This is a genomic window from Streptomyces sp. NPDC104581, from assembly GCF_055583685.1.
On record NZ_JBVJNN010000014.1, the window covers coordinates 131,518 to 153,697 of the forward strand.

General features: G+C 72.8%; 19 protein-coding genes. 9 read left to right on the top strand and 10 right to left on the bottom strand.

What is annotated here, in order from left to right:
- Positions 1-33 precede the first annotated feature (33 nt).
- Positions 34-1,641: an MDR family MFS transporter gene (locus ACZ61E_RS14495; RefSeq protein WP_469699971.1), complete on the top strand. Its 1,608-nt coding sequence runs from the start codon at positions 34-36 to the stop codon at positions 1,639-1,641.
- Between the two features lie 61 nt (positions 1,642-1,702).
- Here ACZ61E_RS14495 and cseC read toward each other — a convergent pair whose 3' ends face one another.
- The 6 genes from cseC to ACZ61E_RS14525 form a co-directional block, all read right to left on the bottom strand.
- Entirely contained in the window at positions 1,703-3,016 is a 1,314-nt protein-coding gene (gene cseC, locus ACZ61E_RS14500; RefSeq protein ID WP_469699972.1) for a two-component system sensor histidine kinase CseC, read from the bottom strand.
- Complete coding sequence (cseB, locus tag ACZ61E_RS14505; RefSeq protein WP_469699973.1) at positions 3,013-3,717, bottom strand: two-component system response regulator CseB; 705 nt, start codon at positions 3,715-3,717, stop codon at positions 3,013-3,015. The genes cseC and cseB overlap by 4 nt, the downstream gene beginning before the upstream one ends.
- Before the next feature lie 19 nt (positions 3,718-3,736).
- Positions 3,737-4,573 (bottom strand): hypothetical protein, encoded by an 837-nt coding sequence (locus ACZ61E_RS14510; RefSeq protein WP_469699974.1) that lies wholly within the window; start codon positions 4,571-4,573, stop codon positions 3,737-3,739.
- Positions 4,561-5,181: a SigE family RNA polymerase sigma factor gene (locus tag ACZ61E_RS14515; protein WP_469699975.1), complete on the bottom strand. Its 621-nt coding sequence runs from the start codon at positions 5,179-5,181 to the stop codon at positions 4,561-4,563. The genes ACZ61E_RS14510 and ACZ61E_RS14515 overlap by 13 nt, the downstream gene beginning before the upstream one ends.
- Positions 5,182-5,485: 304 nt before the next feature.
- On the bottom strand, positions 5,486-6,397 hold the full coding sequence (locus tag ACZ61E_RS14520) for an HhH-GPD family protein (protein WP_469699976.1): 912 nt from the start codon (positions 6,395-6,397) through the stop codon (positions 5,486-5,488).
- 153 nt (positions 6,398-6,550) lie between these two features.
- On the bottom strand, positions 6,551-7,315 hold the full coding sequence (locus tag ACZ61E_RS14525; RefSeq protein WP_469699977.1) for a phosphatase PAP2 family protein: 765 nt from the start codon (positions 7,313-7,315) through the stop codon (positions 6,551-6,553).
- Between the two features lie 181 nt (positions 7,316-7,496).
- Between ACZ61E_RS14525 and ACZ61E_RS14530 the strand changes: the two genes are divergently transcribed.
- The gene (locus ACZ61E_RS14530) at positions 7,497-8,354 is read left to right on the top strand and encodes a hypothetical protein (protein ID WP_469699978.1); all 858 of its coding nucleotides are present in this window, start codon (positions 7,497-7,499) and stop codon (positions 8,352-8,354) included.
- A 141-nt stretch (positions 8,355-8,495) separates the two neighbouring features.
- On the opposite strand, the gene disA is transcribed toward ACZ61E_RS14530, so the two are convergent.
- Entirely contained in the window at positions 8,496-9,629 is a 1,134-nt protein-coding gene (disA, locus tag ACZ61E_RS14535) for a DNA integrity scanning diadenylate cyclase DisA (protein ID WP_469699979.1), read from the bottom strand.
- Between the two features lie 44 nt (positions 9,630-9,673).
- The gene (gene radA, locus ACZ61E_RS14540; RefSeq protein ID WP_469699980.1) at positions 9,674-11,086 is read right to left on the bottom strand and encodes a DNA repair protein RadA; all 1,413 of its coding nucleotides are present in this window, start codon (positions 11,084-11,086) and stop codon (positions 9,674-9,676) included.
- 158 nt (positions 11,087-11,244) lie between these two features.
- Between radA and ACZ61E_RS14545 the strand changes: the two genes are divergently transcribed.
- Positions 11,245-13,092 (top strand): RNA polymerase sigma factor, encoded by a 1,848-nt coding sequence (locus ACZ61E_RS14545; protein WP_469699981.1) that lies wholly within the window; start codon positions 11,245-11,247, stop codon positions 13,090-13,092.
- 25 nt (positions 13,093-13,117) lie between these two features.
- Here ACZ61E_RS14545 and ACZ61E_RS14550 read toward each other — a convergent pair whose 3' ends face one another.
- Positions 13,118-13,942, bottom strand: coding sequence for a DUF3109 family protein (locus ACZ61E_RS14550; protein WP_469699982.1), 825 nt, complete (start codon positions 13,940-13,942; stop codon positions 13,118-13,120).
- Positions 13,943-13,981: 39 nt separating this feature from the next.
- Between ACZ61E_RS14550 and ACZ61E_RS14555 the strand changes: the two genes are divergently transcribed.
- From ACZ61E_RS14555 to ilvD, 4 genes are all read left to right on the top strand, one after another.
- Positions 13,982-14,920 carry a Ppx/GppA family phosphatase gene (locus ACZ61E_RS14555; RefSeq protein WP_469699983.1) on the top strand — a complete coding sequence of 313 codons (939 nt, stop codon included), beginning with the start codon at positions 13,982-13,984 and terminating at the stop codon, positions 14,918-14,920.
- A 199-nt stretch (positions 14,921-15,119) separates the two neighbouring features.
- Entirely contained in the window at positions 15,120-16,025 is a 906-nt protein-coding gene (locus ACZ61E_RS14560; protein ID WP_469699984.1) for a sugar phosphate isomerase/epimerase family protein, read from the top strand.
- On the top strand, positions 16,022-16,672 hold the full coding sequence (locus tag ACZ61E_RS14565; protein ID WP_469699985.1) for a TetR/AcrR family transcriptional regulator: 651 nt from the start codon (positions 16,022-16,024) through the stop codon (positions 16,670-16,672). The genes ACZ61E_RS14560 and ACZ61E_RS14565 overlap by 4 nt, the downstream gene beginning before the upstream one ends.
- Before the next feature lie 182 nt (positions 16,673-16,854).
- Positions 16,855-18,705, top strand: coding sequence for a dihydroxy-acid dehydratase (ilvD, locus tag ACZ61E_RS14570; protein ID WP_469699986.1), 1,851 nt, complete (start codon positions 16,855-16,857; stop codon positions 18,703-18,705).
- Positions 18,706-18,790: 85 nt separating this feature from the next.
- Here ilvD and ACZ61E_RS14575 read toward each other — a convergent pair whose 3' ends face one another.
- On the bottom strand, positions 18,791-21,040 hold the full coding sequence (locus ACZ61E_RS14575; RefSeq protein ID WP_469699987.1) for a protein kinase domain-containing protein: 2,250 nt from the start codon (positions 21,038-21,040) through the stop codon (positions 18,791-18,793).
- Positions 21,041-21,180: 140 nt separating this feature from the next.
- Between ACZ61E_RS14575 and ACZ61E_RS14580 the strand changes: the two genes are divergently transcribed.
- Both ACZ61E_RS14580 and ACZ61E_RS14585 read left to right on the top strand, forming a co-directional pair.
- Positions 21,181-21,531 carry a hypothetical protein gene (locus tag ACZ61E_RS14580; protein ID WP_469699988.1) on the top strand — a complete coding sequence of 117 codons (351 nt, stop codon included), beginning with the start codon at positions 21,181-21,183 and terminating at the stop codon, positions 21,529-21,531.
- Positions 21,532-21,591: 60 nt separating this feature from the next.
- Positions 21,592-22,155, top strand: coding sequence for a hypothetical protein (locus tag ACZ61E_RS14585; RefSeq protein WP_469699989.1), 564 nt, complete (start codon positions 21,592-21,594; stop codon positions 22,153-22,155).
- Positions 22,156-22,180: the final 25 nt, after the last annotated feature.

Below are 22,180 nucleotides of genomic sequence, written 5' to 3' on the forward strand. Positions count from 1 at the left end.
AGAACGGAACCAGGAGCAAGGGAGTGGGGGACCATGTCGCTCGACGCGGTGGGGTCGGAACAGAAGAATAAGGCGGAGCCGCGACCGCGCAGCGTGCGGGTGGTGCTGCTCGCGCTCATGATCGCGATGCTGCTCGCCATGCTGGACAACATGATCATCGGCACCGCGATGCCGACCATCGTCGGCGAGCTGGGCGGACTGGAGCACCTGTCCTGGGTGGTCACCGCCTACACCCTCGCCACCGCCGCGTCGACCCCGATCTGGGGGAAGGTCGGCGACATGTACGGGCGGAAGAAGATCTTCCTGCTCTCCATCGTGATCTTCCTGATCGGCTCCGCGCTCAGCGGCATGGCCCAGGACATGGGCCAGCTCATCGGCTTCCGCGCCGTGCAGGGCCTGGGCGCCGGCGGGCTCATGGTCGGCGTCATGGCGATCATCGGAGACCTCGTCCCGCCCCGTGAGCGCGGCAGGTACCAGGGCATGATGGCCGGCGTGATGGCCCTGGCCATGATCGGCGGACCGCTGGTCGGCGGCACCATCACCGACCACCTCGGCTGGCGCTGGAGCTTCTACATCAACCTGCCGCTCGGTGCCGTCGCCCTCGCGATGATCGTGACCGTGCTGCACCTGCCCGCCGTGGAGCGGACCAGGAACAAGGTGGACTACCTCGGCGCCGCCCTGCTGACGGTCGGCATCACCTCGATCGTGCTGGTCACCACCTGGGGCGGTACGGAGTACGCCTGGAGCTCCTCGGTGATCATGGAGCTGATCGCCATCGGCGTCGTCACCCTCGTCTCCTTCGTCTACGTGCAGACCAAGGCGCCCGAGCCGATCCTGCCGCTGCACATCTTCCGCGACCGCAACTTCAGCCTCATGCAGGTCATCGGCTTCCTGACCGGCTTCGTCATGTTCGGAGCCGTCCTCTTCCTGCCGCTCTACCAGCAGTCCGTCCAGGGCGCGTCGGCGACCAACTCCGGTCTGCTGCTCCTGCCGCTGCTGCTGTCGATGATGGTCGTCTCGCTCTTCGCGGGCCGGGTCACCACCAGCACCGGCAAGTACAAGATCTTCCCCATCGCCGGCGGCGCCCTGATGGTCACCGGGCTCTTCCTGCTCGCGCAGATGGACACCGGGACCTCCCGCCTCACCTCCGGCGTCTACATGGCCGTCCTCGGTGCCGGGATGGGCTTCCTGATGCAGATCACCATGCTCGTGGCGCAGAACAGCGCCGAGCCGAAGGACATGGGCGTCGCCTCGTCGTCGACCACCCTCTTCCGGACCCTCGGCAGCTCCTTCGGCGTCGCGATCATGGGGGCTCTGTTCACCAGCGAGGTGCAGGAGGAGATGGCCGCACGCGGTGGTGACGCGCTGACGCGGCAGTCGGCGCAGCTCGACGCGGCGAGCCTGGCCAAGCTGCCGGACGCGGCGCGCGAGGCGTACCGGATCGCCGTCTCCTCCGGGACGCACGTGGCCTTCCTGCTGGCCGGTTCGGTCGCGGTGATCGGCTTCGTCGCGGCGTTCTTCGTCAAGGAGGTCCCGCTGCGGGGCGCCGGCCCCGAGAAGGCCGACGCGGCGGGCGAGGGCGCGGCCCCGTCCGCCGGGCAGAAGGTCGCGCGGTCCGCCCAGGGGGTGTCCGGAACGTAGCGCCGTCCGCCCTCACGACGCCCCTGCCGGGTCGCCCCCGGCGGGCGGGGGGCGGGCCGTTTCAGTCCGGGAACTGGATCATCGGGAAGCTGCCGGTCGCCGTCGGCGCGTGCTCGGGCAGCCAGAGCACCGCGATCGCGCCCCCCGTCTCCTCCGGGCCCGGCGCCGGGGTCTCCGCGGCCGCGTTGCGGAAGGTCAGCCGGGCCCCGAGGACCCGCGCCTGACCGGCGGCGATGGTCAGACCGAGACCGTGACCGTGCCCCGCCCGGTCGCTCGCACCCGTACGGAACCGGCTCGGCCCCTCCCGCAGCAGCGCGTCGGGGAAACCGGGACCGTGGTCGCGCACGCGCACCACCCGGCCCTCGACGGTCACCTCGACCGGCGTGCCGCCGTGCTTGGCCGCGTTGGCCAGCAGATTGCCGATGATGCGCTCCAGACGGCGCGGATCGGTGTTCACCCAGGAGTCGGCGACGACCTCGATCCGTACATCGGGGTCGAGCAGCGCCACCCGCCTGCTGACGAACTCGCCGAGCGCCACCTCCTGGAGTTCGGCGCGTTCCGACGCGCTGTCCAGCCTGGCGACCTCCAGTACGTCCTCGACCAGCGTCCGCATGGCCTGGGCGCGGTCCCGCACCAGCTCGGTGGGACGTCCCGGCGGCAGCAGCTCCGCTGCCGTCAGCAGGCCGGTCACGGGTGTGCGCAGCTCGTGCGCGATGTCGGCGGTGACCCGGCGCTCGGCCTCGATGCGTTCGTTGAGCGCGTCCGTCAGGGCGTCCACCGCGCGGGCCAGCTCGTCGGTCTCGTCCCGTACGACCCCGCCGACCGCCTCCCGTACACGCACGTCCGTGTTGCCCTGCGCGACCTTTCCGGCGGCTGCCGCCGCCTTGCGCAGCCTGCGCGAGAGCTGTCCGCCGATCAGCACGCCCAGCGCGGAGCCACCGACGACCACGGAGACCGAGCCGATCAGCAGGGCCCGGTCGAGGTCCTTCATGATCGTCACCGAGCGGTCGGCGAACTTGCTGTGCAGGGAGAGCACCCCGTTCTCCAGCGGTACGGCCGCCCAGACGTCGGGCGTCCCGTCCCGCGAGTCGCTCACATGGGTGGCACGTCTGCCCTCCTGCACCTTCTTGCGCAGGTCGTTCGGGAGCACCGGGTCGTTCAGCTTCGTACCGAACTTCAGCTCGTGCGTGGAGTCGTACATGCGCTGCGCGAACAGCAGCCGCTCCAGCTGCACCTCACGCGCGTTGTCCAGCATCGACACCTTGGCCGCGTTGTGCACGACCAGGCTCAGCGCCGTCGCGATGAGGGCGCCGACCGCGGCGATCGCGATGCTGATCTTCCACCGCACACCGGTGCGCAGGGCGAGGCGCTTCATGCCTTGAGCTTGTAGCCGAAGCCGCGGACCGTCTCGATCCGGTCCTGGCCGATCTTGGTGCGCAACCGCTGGACATGGACGTCCACCACCCGGGTGTCACCGCCCCAGCCGTAGTCCCAGACGCGTTCGAGCAGCTTGTCGCGGGAGAGCACGGTGCCGGGGGCGGCCGAGAACTCGATCAGCAACCGCATCTCGGTCGGTGTCAGCGACACCGGCTCACCCCCTCTGCGCACCTCCATGCCCTCCTTGTCGATCTCCAGATCGCCGAAGGACAGCGCGCCCTGCTCGTCCGCCCGCTCCTGGCCGCCCAGCTCCCCGGCCGGTCCGCCGGCGTGCCCGAAGCGGCGGAGTACCGCGCGGATGCGGGCGACCAGCACCGCGCCGTCGAAGGGCTTGGTCACGTAGTCGTCGGCCCCCGCCTCCAGGCCGAGCACCACGTCGATCGAGTCGGCGCGCGCCGACAGCATGATCACGGGCACCGTCGACTCGTCCCTGATCCGGCGGCAGAGACTGACCCCGTCCAGGCCCGGCACCATCACGTCCAGCAGCGCGATGTCCGGCCGGTCGGCCCGGAACGCCTCAAGTCCGGACAGCCCGTCCGGCATGGCCGTCACCGTGAAGCCGTCACGCTCCAGCGCGAGCTGGGTGGCCTCGCGGATGACGTCGTCGTCCTCGACGAACAGGACGTGGGTCTCCAGCATCCGTCAGCTCTCTCAGCTCTCAGTTCCCGAACGGTGCGGACGGCGCGGGGGCGTCCACGGGGCCGTTGCCGACCGCTCCGCTGTAGTGGTTGCGCACCCGGTAGCGCTCGGTGAATCTCGTGTCGGCCCAGCCGTAGGTGACGATGTCCTCACCGGACGGATACGAGACCGGGTCGCCCTTCGCGTACACCTGGCGGGTCACCACCAGCTCGCCGCGGTCGATCGTGGCGTACACGGCGGGTTCCTCGGCGACGAAGACGTTCTCGTACCGCCGCCGGTCGGACTCGCGGTAGACGTACGTCCCCAGGCCCACGGCGTCTTCGCAGCTCATCACGTTGACGACGACGTCCGGCGCGGTGCCGCCGGTCAGATTCCCGTACGAGGTGTCCACCGGGTAGGCGTTCTCGGAGCACGGTTTGAGGTCGGCCTTGACCTGCCCGCTCACCTTGGGGTCCCGCCGGAGCAGGGCCACCGGGTCGATGTCCTCGGCGGGCAGGGACACGTCCGCGTCCGAGCCCGTCGGGGGCGCCGTCGGCTCCGCCGTGGCGACGGCGGCGGCGCCCTCGTCCCTGGTGCCGGTGGCGCTCGTGGGACCGATGGCGAACACACCGAAGGCGACGATCACGACCAGCGCCAGGGCGCCGGTGGTGGTCGTCGCTGTCAGTGTCAGCCGGTTCAGGAACCGGCTCGGCGGGGTGTCACCGGGCGGTATGCCGCCGGCGGGTGCCCCGCCGGACGCCTTACGGTCGGTCGAGGTGCCCGCGCCGCCGTCACCGGTGCTGCGGGCCGCCGTCCTCCGGCGGCCCGTCGATCTCGGGGCGGATGTGCTCTCTCCGTCGCGCTTCAGGCCGCGCACCGCTCCTGCCCCCGTCCGTCGCGACGATAACCGGCACGCTCCGGAGCCTGGGCGCGCGGGCGGCGTCGCTCCGGCAGCCGGTTCCCCGGCGCCCGGCGCTCCGTGTCGCGGCGCTCCGGCTCCCGGGCCTCCAGCTCCTCGCGGAGTCTGGCCAGCGCCCGGTGCAGCGTGCTCTTCACCGTACCGGTAGACATGCCGAGCGCCGCCGCCGTCTCCTCCGTGCTCATCTGCTCCCAGTGCCGCAGCACGACGACGCTGCGCTGCTTCGGCGCGAGGACCCCGAGGATGTCGATGAGCAGGGCGCGGTCGGCGTGCTGGTCGGAGCCGTCGTCGACGCACGGCTCGGGCAGCTGCTCGGTCGGGACCTCTTCGAGCCTGCGCGCCCGCCACCACTCCGTACGGGTGTTGATCATGACGCGGCGCAGATAGGCGTCGGCGAGGGACTTGTCGGCGATACCGTCCCAGCGGCCGTACGTGCGGGCCAGGGCGGTCTGGAGGAGGTCCTGGGCGTCGACGGGGTCCGGGACCAGCCGCCTGGCACTGCGCAGCAGGGCCTCCTGCCGGGTGCGTACGTACTCCTCGAACCCGAGCACCTCGCCGTTCGCCATGCCAACCGCCTCCCACCCCGTGAACCGCACCGCTCGCCGCGCTGCTGTCGTCCGCCGTGCTGCCTTACGTCCGAGAAGTTACGGAGGCGTTGTCACGAGGTCGTGCGCGCCAGCCGTCGGCGGGCGCACGGACATCCATCGGTTGTGTAACGGCCGGGGGACGGAACGGACGAACGAGCGGCAAGTGCCGTGACAGTCCGACGGCCGGCCCGGAGGGGGCCGGCCGGGCCGGGCCGGATGCCACCGGGCCGGGTCGTGCGGGGGAGCGGGAGGTACGCACCGGGGCGGTGCGGGCCGGGTGCGGTCAGGTCAGCGGCAGCCGGTACAGGTCGTCGGCCATCGGCTCGACCAGCCCGTCCGCCACCAGTCCGTCCAGCGCCCTGGCCCGCTGCACCGGTTCCTCCCACACGGTGTCGAGCGCCGCGAGCGGCACCGGTCCCACCGCCTCGCGCAGTACGGCGAGCAGCTTGCCGCGCACCTGGCGGTCCGTGCCCGCGTACGTCTGGCCGCGCCGGGCCGGGCCCTGGTGCGCCGGTTTGCCGGCCTGCCGCCAGGCGCACCGCGACGCGATCGGGCAGCGCGCGCAGTCCTCGTTCTTCGAGGTGCACACGAGCGCGCCGAGTTCCATGGACGCGGCGGCCCAGCGGGCGGCCGTCTTCTCGTCCTCGGGCAGCAGCGCGCGGGCCAGCCGGCGTTCGGCTGCGGTCGTCGCGTTCGGCGGGTACTGGATACCGGCGGCGGCGCGGGCGAAGACGCGCCGCACGTTCGTGTCGAGGACGGCGTGCCGCTGTCCGTACGCGAACGAGGCCACGGCGGCGGCCGTGTACTCGCCGATGCCGGGCAGCGCGAGCAGCTGGCCGTGCTCGCGCGGCACGTCGCCGCCGAATCTCTCCGTTATCGCCAGGGCCGCGCCGTGCAGCCGCAGCGCCCGGCGCGGGTAGCCGAGTCTGCCCCAGGCGCGGACCGCTTCGCCGGGGGCCTCGGCGGCCAGGTCGGCCGGGCGGGGCCAGCGCGCGAGCCACTGTTCGTACACCGGGAGCACCCGGGCGACCGGGGTCTGCTGGAGCATGAACTCGCTGACCATCACGCCCCAGGCGCCCGTGTCGGGGCGGCGCCAGGGCAGGTCGCGGGCGTGCGCGTCGAACCACGCGATGACGGGGTCGTGAAGTGTGGCCGGATCGTTGACCGGCGGCGTAGTCGCAGAAGTCGCAGTCATGGCGGAACCGATCCTGGCACGTCCGGGGGTGGGGGTGGTGCAGCCGAAAGCCGTGCGCCGGGCTTCGCAGGGAGTGACGGGGGCGCGAAGGGGGCGCGTTGCCGGTCGTGCCCGCCCGGCCGGTGGTGCGGGACGCGGGAGCGCACCGCGCGCTCAGGAGCGCGCGCCGTGGCGGCCCCTCTGCCGGCGGAGCCGGCGCGAGTCGCCGACCGGTCCGTGCCCCGGTCCGTGCTCCGGCTGCTGTCCGTGTCCCGGCCCCGGTCCGTGGACCCCGCCGTGGACCGGTCCCGATCCGATGTCCGGCCGGACGGCCGGTCCCGGCCCGGCGAACCAGACCACCACACCCGTACGGCTCGTCCGCATGGTCCCGATCAGCGCCCGCGCGGGCCGTGTCAGCGCCAGGACGACGAGCGCGGCGACCAGCCCGCCGAACACCAGGCCCACCGCCACGTCGTGCGGGTAGTGCACGCCGACGAAGACCCGCGAGAAGGCCGCGAAGAGTGCCAGCGGGAGGGTGAGGAGCGCGATCTTCCGCCAGGCGATGGCGAGGGCGACCGCCGCCGCCCCGGCGATGGTCGAGTGGTTGCTGGGGAAGGACCAGTCGCCGACCGGCGGACAGGTCGCCAGCGACACCGCCGCTCCGGCGACCGCGCGGCAGGGCCGTTCCTCCTGTACGGCGCTCTTGAACAACTCGCTGCCCACGTAGGCGACCGCGGTCGCCAGCGGCCCAACCACCGCCACGGCCATGGCTCGTGAGTCCGCGGACCGGGTGCGCCACCAGCTCACGAGGAAGAGAGCTCCGAAGATCAGGATCACGGCCTCCGTCCCTATCTCGACGAAGTGCCCTACCCAGGAAGGCGATTGCTGGGCGAGGTCAGTAATGTCGCGGTAAAGGCCGCTGGTGACGGAGGGGTCCATGGTTACGGACCGTACCTCCCCCACTCCGGCTCGCGCATCTCGCCGTCGGCGCCCGAACCCCTGACGAAAGTGACAAGTGGGGGCACACAGGCGGCTGTAGCGTGATGATGATCCGTAAAACTTGCGAGACGGGCGGCATGTGGGGCGGGAGTTGGCCCTGAACTCTCGTAGAGTTTGCGTCGTGGGATCTATGCGCAATCCGGTCGGGCCGCTTCCCTCCTCCATCTACTGGCGACGGAGGGCAGTAGCGGCGACTCTGATCGCGCTGCTCGCGTTGCTCGTCGTATGGGCCGTCACATCCGGTGGTGACGAAGGCGGAAAGAAGCGCGACGACGGCGCGAACGGAGACGGTCCCGCCCCCTCGATCACTCCCGGCCCCTCCGGTTCCGGACCCGCGATCAGTGAACAGCCGGGCGGACGCGACGAGTCGGACGAGACCGGCGGCAACGGCGGTGGCGAGGACGGCGGTTCGGACGCGGGCGCCGACGGCGGCGGCAGCGGTGACACCGGTGGCGCCGGTACGGGCGGCTCCGCCGGCTCGGGCGGAGCCGCGAACGGCGGCACCGGCAGCGGTGGCGGTGGTGACGGCGCGAACGGTGGCAGCACGGGCGAGCAGGTCCCGGCCGGATCGAGCCTCCCCGACTGCGCGCCGAGCGCCCTGACCCTGAAGCTGGAGAGCCGGAAGGTCGCCTACGAGCCGGGGGAGAAGCCCACGTTCAAAATCGTCGCCACCAACGGCTCGGCCAGGGACTGCAAGGCGGACCTCGGGCCCAAGTCCGTGGTGCTGACCGTCACCGACGCCGACAGCGACGAGATCTGGTCCTCCGAGGACTGCCCCAAGATCAGCCGGCTGCTGCTGAAGGTGCCCGCGGGCGGGACCGTGACACGCACCCTCGTCTGGGACCTCACCCGGAGTGCCCCGCAGTGCGCCACGCCCCCGCCGGGCAAGGCCGGACCGGGCACCTATCTGGTGGAGGCGGCGGCGCCCCGCGCGACCGTCAAGCAGGGCCAGACATCGATCCGCCTGGACAAGGACTGATCCGCACGACGAAGGGCGGCCCCACCGATGCGGTGGGGCCGCCCTTCGTTCTACGGCGATGCGGTCACGGGGGTCCGGCCAGGACCCCGGACGTACCGCCGGCCCCGGACGTACCGCCGGCCCCGGACGTACCGCCCGGCCTCAGACGTACCGCTCCAGGATCGACGACTCCGCCAGCCGCGACAGCCCCTCGCGCACGCTGCGCGCCCGTGCCTCGCCCACGCCGCCCACCGTCTGGAGGTCGTCGACGCTCGCCGCCAGCAGCTTCTGGAGCCCGCCGAAGTGCTCGACCAGCCGCTCGATGATGGCGTTCGGCAGACGCGGCACCTTGGCCAGCAGCCGGTAGCCGCGCGGCGAGACCGCCGAGTCCAGCGTCTCGGGCGAACCGCTGTACCCCAGCGCGCGGGCCACCACGGGCAGGTCCAGCAGCTCCGTGTGGGAGAGCGCGTCCAGCTCCGTCATCGCCTCGGCGACCGTACGCGACCGCTTCGCCGTCGGCTCGGGCACGTAGTCCCGTACGACGAGCTCACGCTCGGGCTCGACGCCCGCGATCAACTCGTCCAGCTGGAGGGCGAGAAGGCGCCCGTCCGTGCCCAACTCGACCACGTACTCGGCGATTTCCGTGGCGATCCTGCGCACCATCTCCAGACGCTGCGACACCGCCGTCACGTCCCGGACCGTCACCAGGTCCTCGATCTCCAGCGCGGAGAGCGTGCCCGCGACCTCGTCCAGCCGGAGCTTGTACCGCTCCAGGGTGGCCAGCGCCTGGTTGGCCCGCGACAGGATCGCCGCCGACTCCTCCAGGACGCGCCGCTCCCCGTCCACGTACAGCGCGATCAGCCGCATCGACTGGGACACGGAGATCACCGGGAAGCCGCACTGCTTGGACACCCGGTCCGCCGTGCGGTGGCGCGTGCCGGTCTCCTCGGTCGGGATGGACGCGTCGGGCACGAGCTGGACGCCCGCCCGCAGAATCTTGGTGATGTCTTTGTCGAGAATGAGCGCGCCGTCGAGCTTGCACAGCTCACGGAGCCTCGTGGCGGTGAATTCCACGTCCAGCACGAAGCCGCCCGTGCACATCGTCTCTACGGTCTTGTCCATACCCAGGACGATGAGACCGCCGGTGTTCCCCCGGAGGATCCGCTCCAGCCCGTCACGCAGCGCCATGCCGGGCGCTACGGCGCTCAGTGAGGCGCGCATCAGCGCTTCGGTGCCGGATCCACCGGAGCCACCACCGGACTTTCCGGGTGCTGCTGCCCGGTCGTTGGCTGCCACTGCACTCCTCCGGCTCGTACGGATGGGCGAGACCAGGGCAAAGTCTACCGGCGGTCCTCGCCGTCCCGTGGGGCCTCCGCCCGACGTCGGCGCGGGAGCACGCTCAGAGCCGCCCCCATGTCCGCGACTTCTGTGACCTTCATACCGGCCGGGATCCTCCCCGGATCGGTCGGGACGAGGGCGTGCGTGAAGCCCAGACGGTGCGCCTCGGCCAGTCTGCGCTGGACTCCCGTGACCCTTCTGACCTCGCCCGCGAGGCCCACCTCGCCGATCGCGACCAGGTTCGTCGGCAGCGGGGTGTCGCTCGCCGCCGAGGCCAGGGCGAGCGCGATCGCCAGGTCGGCGGCCGGCTCGGAGAGCTTCACGCCGCCGACCGTCGCGCTGTAGATGTCGCGCTTGCCGAGCGCGCTGATCCTGCCGCGCTGTTCCAGGACGGCCAGCATCATCGAGACGCGGGAGGTCTCCAGGCCGGACGTGGTGCGGCGGGGGGACGGGATCTGCGAGTCGACCGTCAGCGCCTGCACCTCGGCGACGAGCGGGCGGCGGCCTTCGAGCGTGACCGTCAGACAGGTGCCGGGCACCGGCTGGTCCCGGCGGGTGAGGAAGAGGCCGGAGGGGTCGGCGAGGCCGGTGATGCCCTCGTCGTGCAGCTCGAAGCAGCCGACCTCGTCCGTCGTGCCGTACCTGTTCTTGACGCCCCGCACCAGCCGCAGCCGCGCGTGGCGGTCGCCCTCGAAGGACAGCACCACGTCCACCAGGTGCTCCAGCAGCCGGGGGCCCGCGATCGCGCCGTCCTTGGTGACATGGCCGACCAGCAGGGTGGACATGCCCCGCTCCTTGGAGGCCCGGATGAGCGCGCCCGCGACCTCCCGGACCTGGGCCATGCCGCCGGGCGCGCCGTCGATCTCCGGCGACGCCACCGTCTGTACGGAGTCGAGGACGAGCAGCGACGGTTTGACCGCGTCGAGATGCCCGAGGACGGCCGAGAGGTCCGTCTCGGCCGCGAGATAGAGATGGTCGTCGATGGCCTTGATGCGGTCCGCGCGCAGCCGTACCTGGCTCGCCGACTCCTCACCCGTCACATACAGCGTGCGGTGCTCGGAGCCGGCCGCCTTCGCCGCCACGTCCAGGAGCAGCGTGGACTTGCCGACGCCCGGCTCACCGGCCACCAGCACGACGGCACCCGGCACGAGCCCGCCGCCGAGGACGCGGTCCAACTCGTCGACGCCCGTCGAGCGCGCGGTCGCCGTGCGCCCGTCGACCTGGCCGATCGGGAGGGCGGGGGTGCTGACCCGGCCGACCGCCGTCGTCCGTACGGCGGGCGCGCCGTACTCCTCGACCGTGCCCCAGGCCTGGCACTCGGGGCAGCGGCCGAGCCATTTGACGGTCGTCCAACCGCATTCGGTACAGCGGTAGGACGGCCGGTCCTTGGCGGATTTGGTACGGGCGACAGCCATGACGCCACCGTATAGCCGACCACTGACAGCCCTTGCCGCGGAAGTGACTTCGGCGGCCTTCGCCCGAAGGAAACGGTCACGACAGACGTTTCACCCGTAAGGATTAAATGTAGGCAAGGGTGGGGAGGGTCGTGCGCTCCCGTGTCTACCGTCGCCGGGTGACGAGCAGCAGACTGGAGCCCCCCACGTACACCACCGGCGCACACCGTGCGCCCCGTCGCGCGCCCCGATCGGAGACGCGCCGGCCGCCCGCGCGCTACGAGCCCTATCTGGACGGGCTGTTCACGTACTGCCTCTCCGTGCTGTGCGACCACGACGCCGCCATCGAGGTGTTGGGCGAGGTCCTGGCCGTCTCCGAGCGCCACTACGGGCGTTGCCCGGCCGGCGCGGACGAGCGGGGCACCTGGCTGTACGCGCTGGCCCGCTGGGCCTGTCTGCGGCGGCTCGGGGAGCGGCGGGGGAGCCGCCCGGGGGCGCACGCGGGCCGCCGCCGCGCGCCCGGCGGGGCTCTCCGGGCCGGTGCGGCAGCCGGTGCGGGAGGCGACGGGGAAGGCGACGCGCCGGCCGGCGTCCCGCCGGAGGTCGCCGAGCGCAGACGGCGTGAACTGGCCCTGCTGGCCTGGCCCGAGGCCGCCGGCACCACCCCCGAGCAGCGCGAGGCCCTCGAACTCGCCGTACGCCACCGGCTCGGCGCACGCGACGTCGCCGCCGTCCTGTCCATGGAACCGCTGCCGGCCCGCGAACTGCTCAACTCCGCCGCCTGCGAGGTCGAGCGCACCAGGGCCGCGCTCGCCGTCGTAGAGACGAGCAACTGCCCCGCCGTCGCCCGGCTCACCGGCGACGACCAGGTGCTGCTCTCGGCCGCGCTCCGCCGCGAACTCGTCCGGCACGTGGACGACTGCCCACGCTGCCGCCGCGCCGCCGAGCGCGCAGAGGCGGCGGGCCCCTGGCCCGGCTCGGCCGCCGCCGCGCGCGCCGCCCGGGCCGCGCCGTCCGGTGCGCCCTCGCGGGCCGCGTCGCCCGCCGTCCTGCCGCTCGTCCAGGCCCCCCGGGCCGCGGCGTACGGCGCCATGACGAACACCCCGCGCGCCCGCGCCACGACCCCGCGCTTCGGCCGCGACGGCTTCCCCATGGACCCGAAGGACCGCGCCGCCCGCCGGGAACGGATCCGCTCGCGGGCCGTCACCACCACCGTCGTGGCGACCGTCGTCGCCGCGCCCGTGCTCGCCCTCTGGGCGGCCTACCGGGGCGAGCCGCCGACCGGCGAGGGCCACGGCGGGACGTCGGTCAGCGCCGGCGCCGCCGAGCGGCGCGGTACGCAGGGAGCCGATCCGTACGACACCTACGAGAACGCGGGCAACGCCCAGAACCGGCCGGGGGACCCCTTCGCCACCGGCAGCCGTGACCCGGACGTCTCGGTCGAGGTCATCAGCGACGGGACGGGCGCCCCGTCCGGCACCCCAGGAACGGGCTCGGGACGGCTCTCGGTCACCGCGGAGTCGACCGGTGACCGTACGAGGATCACGCTCACCGCGACCGGCGGCGACCCCGTCTCCTGGTCGGCCTGGAGCAGCGCGTCCTGGCTGCGGCTGAGCCGTACCTCGGGCACGCTCGCCCCCGGCAGGTCCGTCACCGTCCATGTGCACGTGGACCACGCGCGCGAGCCGTCGGGCCCGTGGAGCGCCCGGATCGGACTGACCCCGGCGGGCTCGGTGGTCGCGATCAGCGGTTACGGCTCCCGGCCGCCGTCCTCCTCCCACCCCGGGCCCGGCAGGCCGACGCACCCGACGCGCCCGCCCTCCCCGACACCGCCCGGCACCGGCGGCCCCGGGCCGAGTGATCCGGGCGAGCCGACCGATCCGGGCCCGTCGGACCCCACCGGTCCGCCGCCCGGAACGGCCGGTCCGTCGGATCCCGGTACGGGGCAGCCGAGCGACCCGCCGCCCTCGCCGGACGATCCCGGCGGGCCGACCGGTCCCGGCGGCCCGGACACACCGCCCCCGTGAGCGGGCGCCCGCTCACGGGCCGGTGTCAGGAGGCCGGGGGCGGGTCCGCCGGGTGCGGGGCGACGAGCGGCAGCGCGCTCGCGAGCCGTGCCTCGCACAGCTCGGCCAGCGCGTCGTAACCGGCCTTGCCCATCAGCTCGGTCAGCTCGGGCGCGTACGTCCGGTACACCGGCTCACCCGCGCCGTGCGCCGAAGTCGCCGACGTGCACCACCAGTGCAGGTCGTGCCCGCCGGGGCCCCAGCCCCGGCGGTCGTACTCGCCGATCGTCACCTGGAGCACCCGCGTCTCGTCGGGCCGGTCGATCCAGTCGTACGTACGCCGGACCGGCAGCTGCCAGCAGACGTCGGGCTTCGTCTCCAGCGGCTCGCGGTCCTCACGCAGCGCCAGGATGTGGAGTGCGCAGCCCGCGCCGCCGGCGAAGCCGGGCCGGTTCTGGAAGACGCAGGAGCCGTCCCAGCGGCGCGTCTTGCGGGCGCCGTCGTCGTCCGTCTCCGTCCAGCCGCTCTCCGTCCCCACGTCGTGGAACTGCCACAGCTCCGGAGTGAGGCGCTTCACATGACCCGCGACGCGTTTCTCGTCGTCCTCGTCGGAGAAGTGCGCCCCCAGCGTGCAGCAGCCGTCGTCGGCGCGGCCCGCCTCGATGCCCTGGCAGCCGCTGCCGAAGATGCAGGACCACCGCGAGGTGAGCCACGTCAGATCGCAGCGGAAGACCTGCTCGTCGTCGGCCGGATCGGGGAATTCGACCCATGACCGGGCGAAGTCCAGACCCTTCTCGTCGGGCGGACCCTGCTCGTGCTGCTTCTTCGCGCGCCCGGCTTTGCCCGGCTTCGCCTTTTTCGTCTTTGGCACGACTCCAGCGTATGCGTGTCGCCGCAGTAGCGTTCGCCCATGAGACTCGGAGTTCTCGACGTCGGTTCGAACACCGTCCACCTTCTGGCGGTCGACGCCCACCGCGGCGCGCGACCGCTGCCCGCCCATTCGCACAAGACGGAGTTGAGACTCGCCGAACTGCTCGACGCGGACGGCGCGATCGGGCCCGAGGGTGTCGAGCGGCTGGTGGCGACGATCGCGGACGCGCTCCAGGCCGCCGAGGACAAGGGCTGCGAGGCGGTGCTGCCGTTCGCCACGTCCGCCGTCCGCGAGGCCAGCAACGCCGACCAGGTGCTCGCCAGGGTCAAGGAGGAGACGGATGTCGACCTCCAGGTCCTCACCGGCGAGGAGGAGGCCCGGCTGACCTTCCTCGCGGCGCGCCGCTGGTTCGGCTGGTCGGCCGGGAAACTGCTGGTCCTGGACATCGGCGGCGGCTCGCTGGAGATCGCGTACGGCATCGACGAGGAACCGGACGCCGTCGTGTCGCTGCCCCTGGGCGCCGGGCGGCTCACCGCCGCCTGGCTGCCCGGGGACCCGCCCGATCCCCAGGCCGTACGCGCGCTGCGGCGCCATGTGCGGGCCCAGATCGCCCGTACCGTCGGCGAGTTCACCCGGTTCGGCGAGCCGGACCATGTCGTGGCCACCTCGAAGACCTTCCGGCAGCTCGCGCGGATCGCCGGGGCGGCCCGCTCCGCCGAGGGGCTCTACGTACAGCGCGAGCTGAGCCGCAAGGCGCTGGAGGAGTGGGTCCCCAGGCTGGCGGCGATGACTGCGGCACGGCGCGCGGGCCTCCCCGGTGTCTCGGACGGCCGGGCGTCGCAGCTGCTGGCCGGGGCGCTGGTCGCCGAGGCGGCGATGGATCTGTTCGGCGTCGAGGAGCTGGAGATCTGCCCGTGGGCGCTGCGCGAGGGTGTGATCCTGCGACGGCTCGACCAGCTGCCCACGACGGAGGTCTGACGTCCGCCCGCCGAAGTGGGAGGCCGGTCGCCCGCCCCCGGAGGCGGGGCCCGACGCCCGCCTCCCCTGGCCCGGCGACCTTGCCTCTTCATGAGGGCGGGCCGGCGTGCCCGCCTCCTCACGAGGGTGAGCCGTTGCCCTTGTCACTTTCCGCTGCGCTGCCCGCGATGCCGCCCGCCGGTGCCCGTACCCTGTCCCCGTGGCAGAACCAGTGGTGCGCATCCCGGATGCGAAGGTCGCCCTGTCGACGGCCTCCGTCTACCCGGAGTCCACGGCGACGGCCTTCGAGATGGCCGGGCGCCTCGGGTACGACGGTGTCGAGGTCATGGTCTGGACGGATCCCGTCAGCCAGGACGTCGAGGCCCTGCGCCGCCTGTCCGACTACCACCACGTGCCGATCCTCGCCATCCACGCGCCCTGTCTGCTGATCACGCAGCGGGTCTGGTCGACGGACCCGTGGACCAAGCTCCAGCGGGCCCGGTCGGCCGCCGAGCGGCTCGGCGCCTCCACCGTGGTCGTGCACCCGCCCTTCCGCTGGCAGCGCCAGTACTCCCGTGACTTCGTCGCGGGCGTCTGGCGGATGGCCGACGAGACGGACGTGCGCTTCGCGGTCGAGAACATGTACCCGTGGCGCTACCGGGACCGTGAAGTGCTGGCGTACGCCCCCGACTGGGACGTCACGAAGGACGACTACCGCCACTTCACCGTCGACCTGTCGCACACCGCCACCGCCCGCGCCGACGCCATGTCCATGGTCGACCGCATGGGCGACCGGCTGGGGCACGTCCACCTCGCGGACGGCAACGGCTCGGCCAAGGACGAGCACCTGGTGCCGGGCCGCGGCGGCCAGCCCTGCGCCGAGCTGCTCGAACGGCTGGCGGGCAGCGCCTTCGACGGCCATGTCGTGATCGAGGTCAACACACGGCGCGCGATGTCCTCGGCCGAACGCGAGGCCGATCTCGCGGAGGCGCTCGCCTTCACCCGGCTCCATCTGGCGTCGTCCGCCGGTCCCGGTCCCGCCGTGTCCCCCGCCGGGCCGACGGGGGAGAGCCGGGCGCCGCAGCCCCGCGTGTCCCACGGCCGGCCCCGGATCCGCCGCACATGACCGGTACGGCCCCGCGCCGCCGTGGCCGCCCCGCCCGCTCCGAAACGGACACCGGCCCCGGCGCCCGTGAGCGGATCCTCGACGCGGCCCGCAACGAGTTCGCCGAGCGCGGCTACGACAAGACGTCCGTGCGCGGGATCGCGAAGGCGGCCGGTGTGGACCCGGCCCTCGTGCACCACTACTTCGGTACGAAGGACGAGGTCTTCGGCGCGGCCATCGAGGTCTCCTTCGAACCGGCGCTGGTCCTTCCCGCGCTGCTGAGCGGCGGTGAGGAGGGCATCGGCGAGCGGCTCGCGCGCTTCTTCATCGGTGTGTGGGAGAACCCGGTGTCCAGGGCCCCGCTGCTCGCGATCCTGCGTTCCGCGGTGACGAACGAGGCCGCGGCGGCCATGCTGCGCAAGTTCGTCCTGCGGCGGCTGCTGGAGCGGATCGCGGTCGAACTCGACGTACCGGACCCGACGCTCCGCGCCGAGCTGGCCGCCTCGCACATGATCGGGATCGCGATCCTGCGGTACGTGCTCAAGGCGGAGCCGCTGGCTTCGGTGGACACGGAGGAGATCGTCAGGATCGTCGCGCCGACACTCCAGCGCTATCTGACCGAGGCAGGCCCCGCCCAGGACGGACCGGCGGGGGACGGACCCGGCTGAGAACCGGGCGGTCCCCCCCCGCGCCGCCCGGCCGGGGCCCGGCCCGGCCCGTTCTCCGGCGGCCCGGCCGAAAGCCGGACCGTCGTCCCGCATTCCGGGACGACCGTCCAGATCTTGGAGTGGTGGGCGTAGGCTCGAAAAAGTCATTTCCACCGAAGGATCTGCCGAAGGAGCGAGCGACGATGCCCGAGCTGAGGTCCCGCACTGTCACCCACGGCCGCAACATGGCGGGCGCACGCGCCCTTATGCGGGCGTCGGGCGTAGCGAGCGAGGACATCGGCAAGCCGATCGTCGCCGTGGCCAACTCCTTCACGGAGTTCGTCCCCGGACACACCCACCTCGCCCCCGTCGGCCGGATCGTCTCCGAGGCGATCAAGGCCGCGGGCGCGGTGCCGCGCGAGTTCAACACCATCGCCGTGGACGACGGCATCGCGATGGGCCACGGGGGCATGCTCTACAGCCTGCCGTCCCGCGACCTGATCGCCGACTCCGTCGAGTACATGGTCGAGGCGCACTGCGCCGACGCGCTGATCTGCATCTCCAACTGCGACAAGATCACCCCGGGCATGCTGATGGCCGCGATGCGCCTCAACATCCCCACCGTCTTCGTCTCCGGCGGTCCGATGGAGGCCGGCAAGGCCACCCTGGTCGACGGCACGGTCCGCAAGCTGGACCTGATCAACGCGATCTCCGACGCCGTGAACGAGTCCGTCTCGGACGAGGACATGCTCCGTATCGAGGAGAACGCCTGCCCGACCTGCGGCTCCTGCTCCGGCATGTTCACCGCGAACTCGATGAACTGTCTCGCCGAGGCCATCGGTCTGGCCCTGCCGGGCAACGGTTCGGTCCTCGCCACGCACACCGCGCGCAAGGCCCTGTACGAGAACGCGGGCGCCACGGTCGTCGACATCGCCAAGCGCTACTACGAAGGCGGCGACGAGACCGTCCTGCCGCGCAGCATCGCCACCCGCGCGGCCTTCGACAACGCGATGGCGCTCGACATCGCCATGGGCGGCAGCACCAACACGATCCTGCACCTCCTCGCCGCCGCCCAGGAGGGCGGTCTCGACTACGGCCTCGACGAGATCGACGCCGTCTCGCGCCGTGTCCCGTGCCTGGCGAAGGTCGCGCCGAACGTGGCGCCCGGCGGCACGTACTACATGGAGGACGTCCACCGGGCCGGCGGCATCCCCGCCATCCTGGGCGAGCTGTACCGGGGCGGCCTCCTTCAGGAGGGCGTGCACTCGGTGCACTCCGACTCGCTCGACGAGTGGCTCAAGACATGGGACGTGCGCGGCGGGTCACCTTCCGAGGAGGCCGTGGAGCTGTGGCACGCGGCGCCCGGCTGCAAGCGCTCGGCGACCGCGTTCTCCCAGTCCGAGCGGTGGGACATGCTCGATCTGGACGCCGAGGGCGGCTGCATCCGCTCCGTGGAGCACGCGTACTCGCAGGACGGCGGGCTCGCCGTGCTGAAGGGCAATCTGGCCGTCGACGGCTGCGTCGTGAAGACCGCGGGCGTGGACGAGTCGATCTGGACCTTCGAGGGCCCGGCCGTCGTCTGCGAGTCGCAGGACGAGGCCGTCGAGAAGATCCTCCGTAAGGAGATCAGGGAGGGCGATGTCATCGTCATCCGCTACGAGGGTCCGCGCGGCGGCCCCGGCATGCAGGAGATGCTCTACCCGACCTCGTATCTGAAGGGGCGGGGCCTGGGCAAGGCGTGCGCCCTGGTCACCGACGGCCGGTTCTCCGGCGGTACGTCGGGGCTGTCGATCGGCCACGCCTCGCCGGAGGCGGCGTCCGGAGGGACGATCGCGCTGGTGCGGGACGGCGACCGCATCCGGATCGACATCCCCGGACGCTCGATCGAACTGCTCGTCGGGGACGACGAGTTGGCGGTGCGGCGGGACGCGCTGAACGGGGTGTACGAGCCGGTCGCACGCGAGCGCAAGGTCTCCGTGGCGCTGCGCGCGTACGCGGCGATGGCCACGAGCGCGGACAAGGGCGCGGTCAGGGACATCTCCCTGCTGGGCTGACCCGACCCGCCATCCCGTACGGCCCGGTATTCGTCCGGCCGGCCTCACCACCGGCCGGACACGAGGACCCCGGCACCGGTGCGCGTCACCAGGTGCCGGGGTCCTCGCTGTCCACGGCGAAGACGGACCCGTCCGGCGCACCCGCGTAGACGCGCCCGGGAGCGACGGCGGGGGCGGGCAGCGACGCCATGTAGGCGAGCTTGCCCGACAGCAGACGCGGCTTCGTCCCCCCGATCAGGGTGCCCTCGGCCGTGTCGACCGTGATCAGCCGGCCGTCGGCGGCGGAGAAGTAGAGCCGGTTCCCGCCCGTCACGACGGGAACGGACGAGCGGGCGACATCGGTCTCCAACTCCCAGCGGGGCTCGGCCTTCCCGCCCTCACGGGTGGTGTCGACGGCCAGCAGACTCCCGCCGCGCGCCAGCACGTACGCCGTGCCGTCGCGCACGGCGAGCTGTGCCTGCGGCACGACGTAGGGCAGCGGGACCCGGCGCACGTCCCCGCTCGCTGTGTCGTAGCGCACCACCGCGTCCGTCATCGAGTCCTGGTCGAGCGAGGAGAGGAACAGGACGCCGCGCTCGGTGGCCGCGGGCGTCAGGTACCCGTCGAACCGGCGCTGCCAGGCGAGCTTCCCGGTCTTCGGCTCCACCGCGCTGACCAGCGTGGTGCGGCCGTCGCCCGACTGCTCGGCGGCGTAGGAGTGCCCGGTCGCCGCGCTGTGCGAGGAGAGGACGGGATCGGAGTGCCCCGGCAGCCGGCGCTCCCAGCGCGTCGCGCCCGTCGAGCTGTCCAGCGCCTCCGCCCGCCCGTCGTCGTGCACGAGCAGCGCGCTGTCGTCGGTGTGGTGCACGCCGCCCCGGTAACCGGAGAGCCTCTTGCTCCAGACCTCGGCCCCGTCGTCCTTCGCGTACGCCCGCAGCCGCGCGCCCTTCGGCGCGGTGGTGACAACGTGGACCAGGCCACCGGAGACGACGGGCACGTCCGAGCCGTCGGTGTCCGCGCCCCGCGACCAGATCACCCGCCCGTCGGCGGGGTCGAGCCGCGCCGCGGCGACGCCCCGCGTGGAGCAGAGCAGCGTCGCCGAGACGCCGGAGAGGCTCGGTGTGTACGCACACGCCGGAGCGGCGCCCCGCTCGGCGGCGTCCCCGATGGACGGGGCCCGCCACGGCTCGAAGGCCGCGCCCGCGGCCTCCACCGCGCCGGAGCCCGCCGGGCCGGCGGGCGGTGTCCGGGTGTCGCCGAAGCCCTGTGCGGCCCAGAGGCCGCCGTACACGAGCACGACGGTGCCGATCGCGAGCGCCGGCCATCTGGCCCGCCGCCGACGGCCGGCCCCGGTGTCCGGCTCCGCCGTGTCCCGCTCCGTGTCCCGGCGCGCGCCGCGTTCCGGCCCCGGGCCGGACTCCGTGGCGGGGCCCGCCGGGGCTGCCGCCGGATTCGGGGCGGACCCGCGTCCGGCCGGCGACCGCGCACCGACATGGGTGCGCCGCTCACCGGCCGGGGTGGACAACGGCCGCTCCACGGAACGGCGTTGAGCCGGTATGAAGGCGTCCGCCTCGTACGACGGCGGCCGGAGCTCCGACATGATCTCGTCCGGCGTGGGACGTTTCCCCGGGTCCTTCGCGAGGCAGCGCCCGACCAGCGGCGCCAGATCGGCGGGCAGGCCGACCAGATCCGGCTCGTCGTGCACCACCTGGTAGGCGACGATGTACGGGCTGTCGGAGTCGAACGGCCCACGGCCGGTCGCCGCGTGCACCAGCAGCGAGCCCAGCGCGAACACGTCGGCCGCGGGCCCCACTTCACGCGGGCGCTGGAACTGCTCCGGCGCCATGTACGGCGGCGAGCCGATCAACTTGCCCGTCTCGGTGCGCAGATCGCTGTCGACCGGCCGTGAGATCCCGAAGTCGATGACCTTGGGACCGTTGTCCGTGAGGAGTACGTTGCCCGGCTTCAGGTCGCGGTGGACGACACCGGCCCGGTGGATGTCCCGCAGCGCCTCGGCGAGCCCCGCCGTCAGCCGGCGCAACTCGGCCGGGGCCATGGGGCCGTTGTTCCTGACCTGCTCGGCCAGGGTCGGGCCCGGGATGTACGAGGTGGCCATCCAGGGCCGTTCGGCATCCGGGTCCGCGTCCACGACGGGCGCGGTGAACGCACCGCTGACGCGGCGCGCTGCGGCGACCTCCTGACGGAAGCGGGCCCGGAACTCCGGGTCCGCCGCGTACTGCTGGTGCACCACCTTCACGGCGAGGCGCAGCCCCGACGCGGAGCGCGCGAGATGCACGACGCCCATGCCGCCGGAGCCGAGGCAGACCTCAAGGCGGTAACTCCCGGCGTATTCCATGTGTGTGTCCCCCGTGTCGCTTCTGCGAGCGCGCGACTCACGGAGCCTAGTCGAAGGTGCGGCTGTGGCTGAAGGGTCTTGCTAGCCTGCGCGTCGCAGAGAGTGAACATTCAACAAGATCACCGAGGGGGAGCGCAGCGATGACTGTTGAAGGGGCGGAAGAGGTCGGCGGGAGCCGGGAGAAGGGCGCGGGCGCCGAGGCGGGTGGGGCCGACGCCGGGGCGGGCACACTCGCCGCGTCGGGCGTCAGATACCCCGTCGCGCCGGGCTACCGCGTCAACGTGCGCTCGGGGCCGGGCACGCAGTACCGGCTGGTCCGCGTCCTGCCGTACGACGCCAGGGTCCCGGTCAACTGCCAGAAGACGGGCGAGTCGGTGTCCGGGCCGTACGGGACGTCGAAGATCTGGGACAACATCGCCAATGGGGAGTTCGTCTCCGACGCCTACGTCAGAACAGGGAGTGACGGGTACGTCGCGCCGCGCTGTGCCTGAGCCGGGCCCCGCACCCGGCCCGGTCCCGGCCCGGCCCCCGCTCACTGGGACAATCGTCCGGTGAGCGAGAGCCAGGGGCAGGGGCGGGATCAGAGCCGGAGCGAGAGCACGGACGGTGGCGGCGGTGTCGGCGGCGGTGTCGGTGGGGCCGGCCCCCGGCCCGAGCCGGTCCGTTTCTTCGGCACGACCTGGGTCGGGCGCGGCAGCGGGTACGCGCTGCGCCGGGTCGCCGTCTCCGCCGGATCTCTGGCCGCCGCCGTCGGCGGGTGTTTCCTGCTGCGCTTCGCCTTCGAGGGCCTGGAGATCGCGAAGGCCGGGTCCTTCGTGGGCGTGCTCGTCATCGTGATGTTCGCGGTGTGCAGCGCCATAGCCTTCCGCAAGACCTGGGAAGGCTTCTCGAAACGCCCCGCCGACCCCGCGGGCGACGAGTCGCTGCGCAGCCTCAAGACGATCGGCTTCATCGGCTCGCTGACGGCGTACTTCCTGCGCTCACTGGCCGAGGCACCGGGAGAGGGGCTCCGCCGTGCCGAGTACGAGGCGGCCCTCACCCGCCACCGACGCCGGCGCACCACCCGTACGCGCAACCCGGCCGCCCGCAAGGGCAAGCGCGGCGGGCGCGGATGACCGACCGGCCGTCCCCCACCGGCCG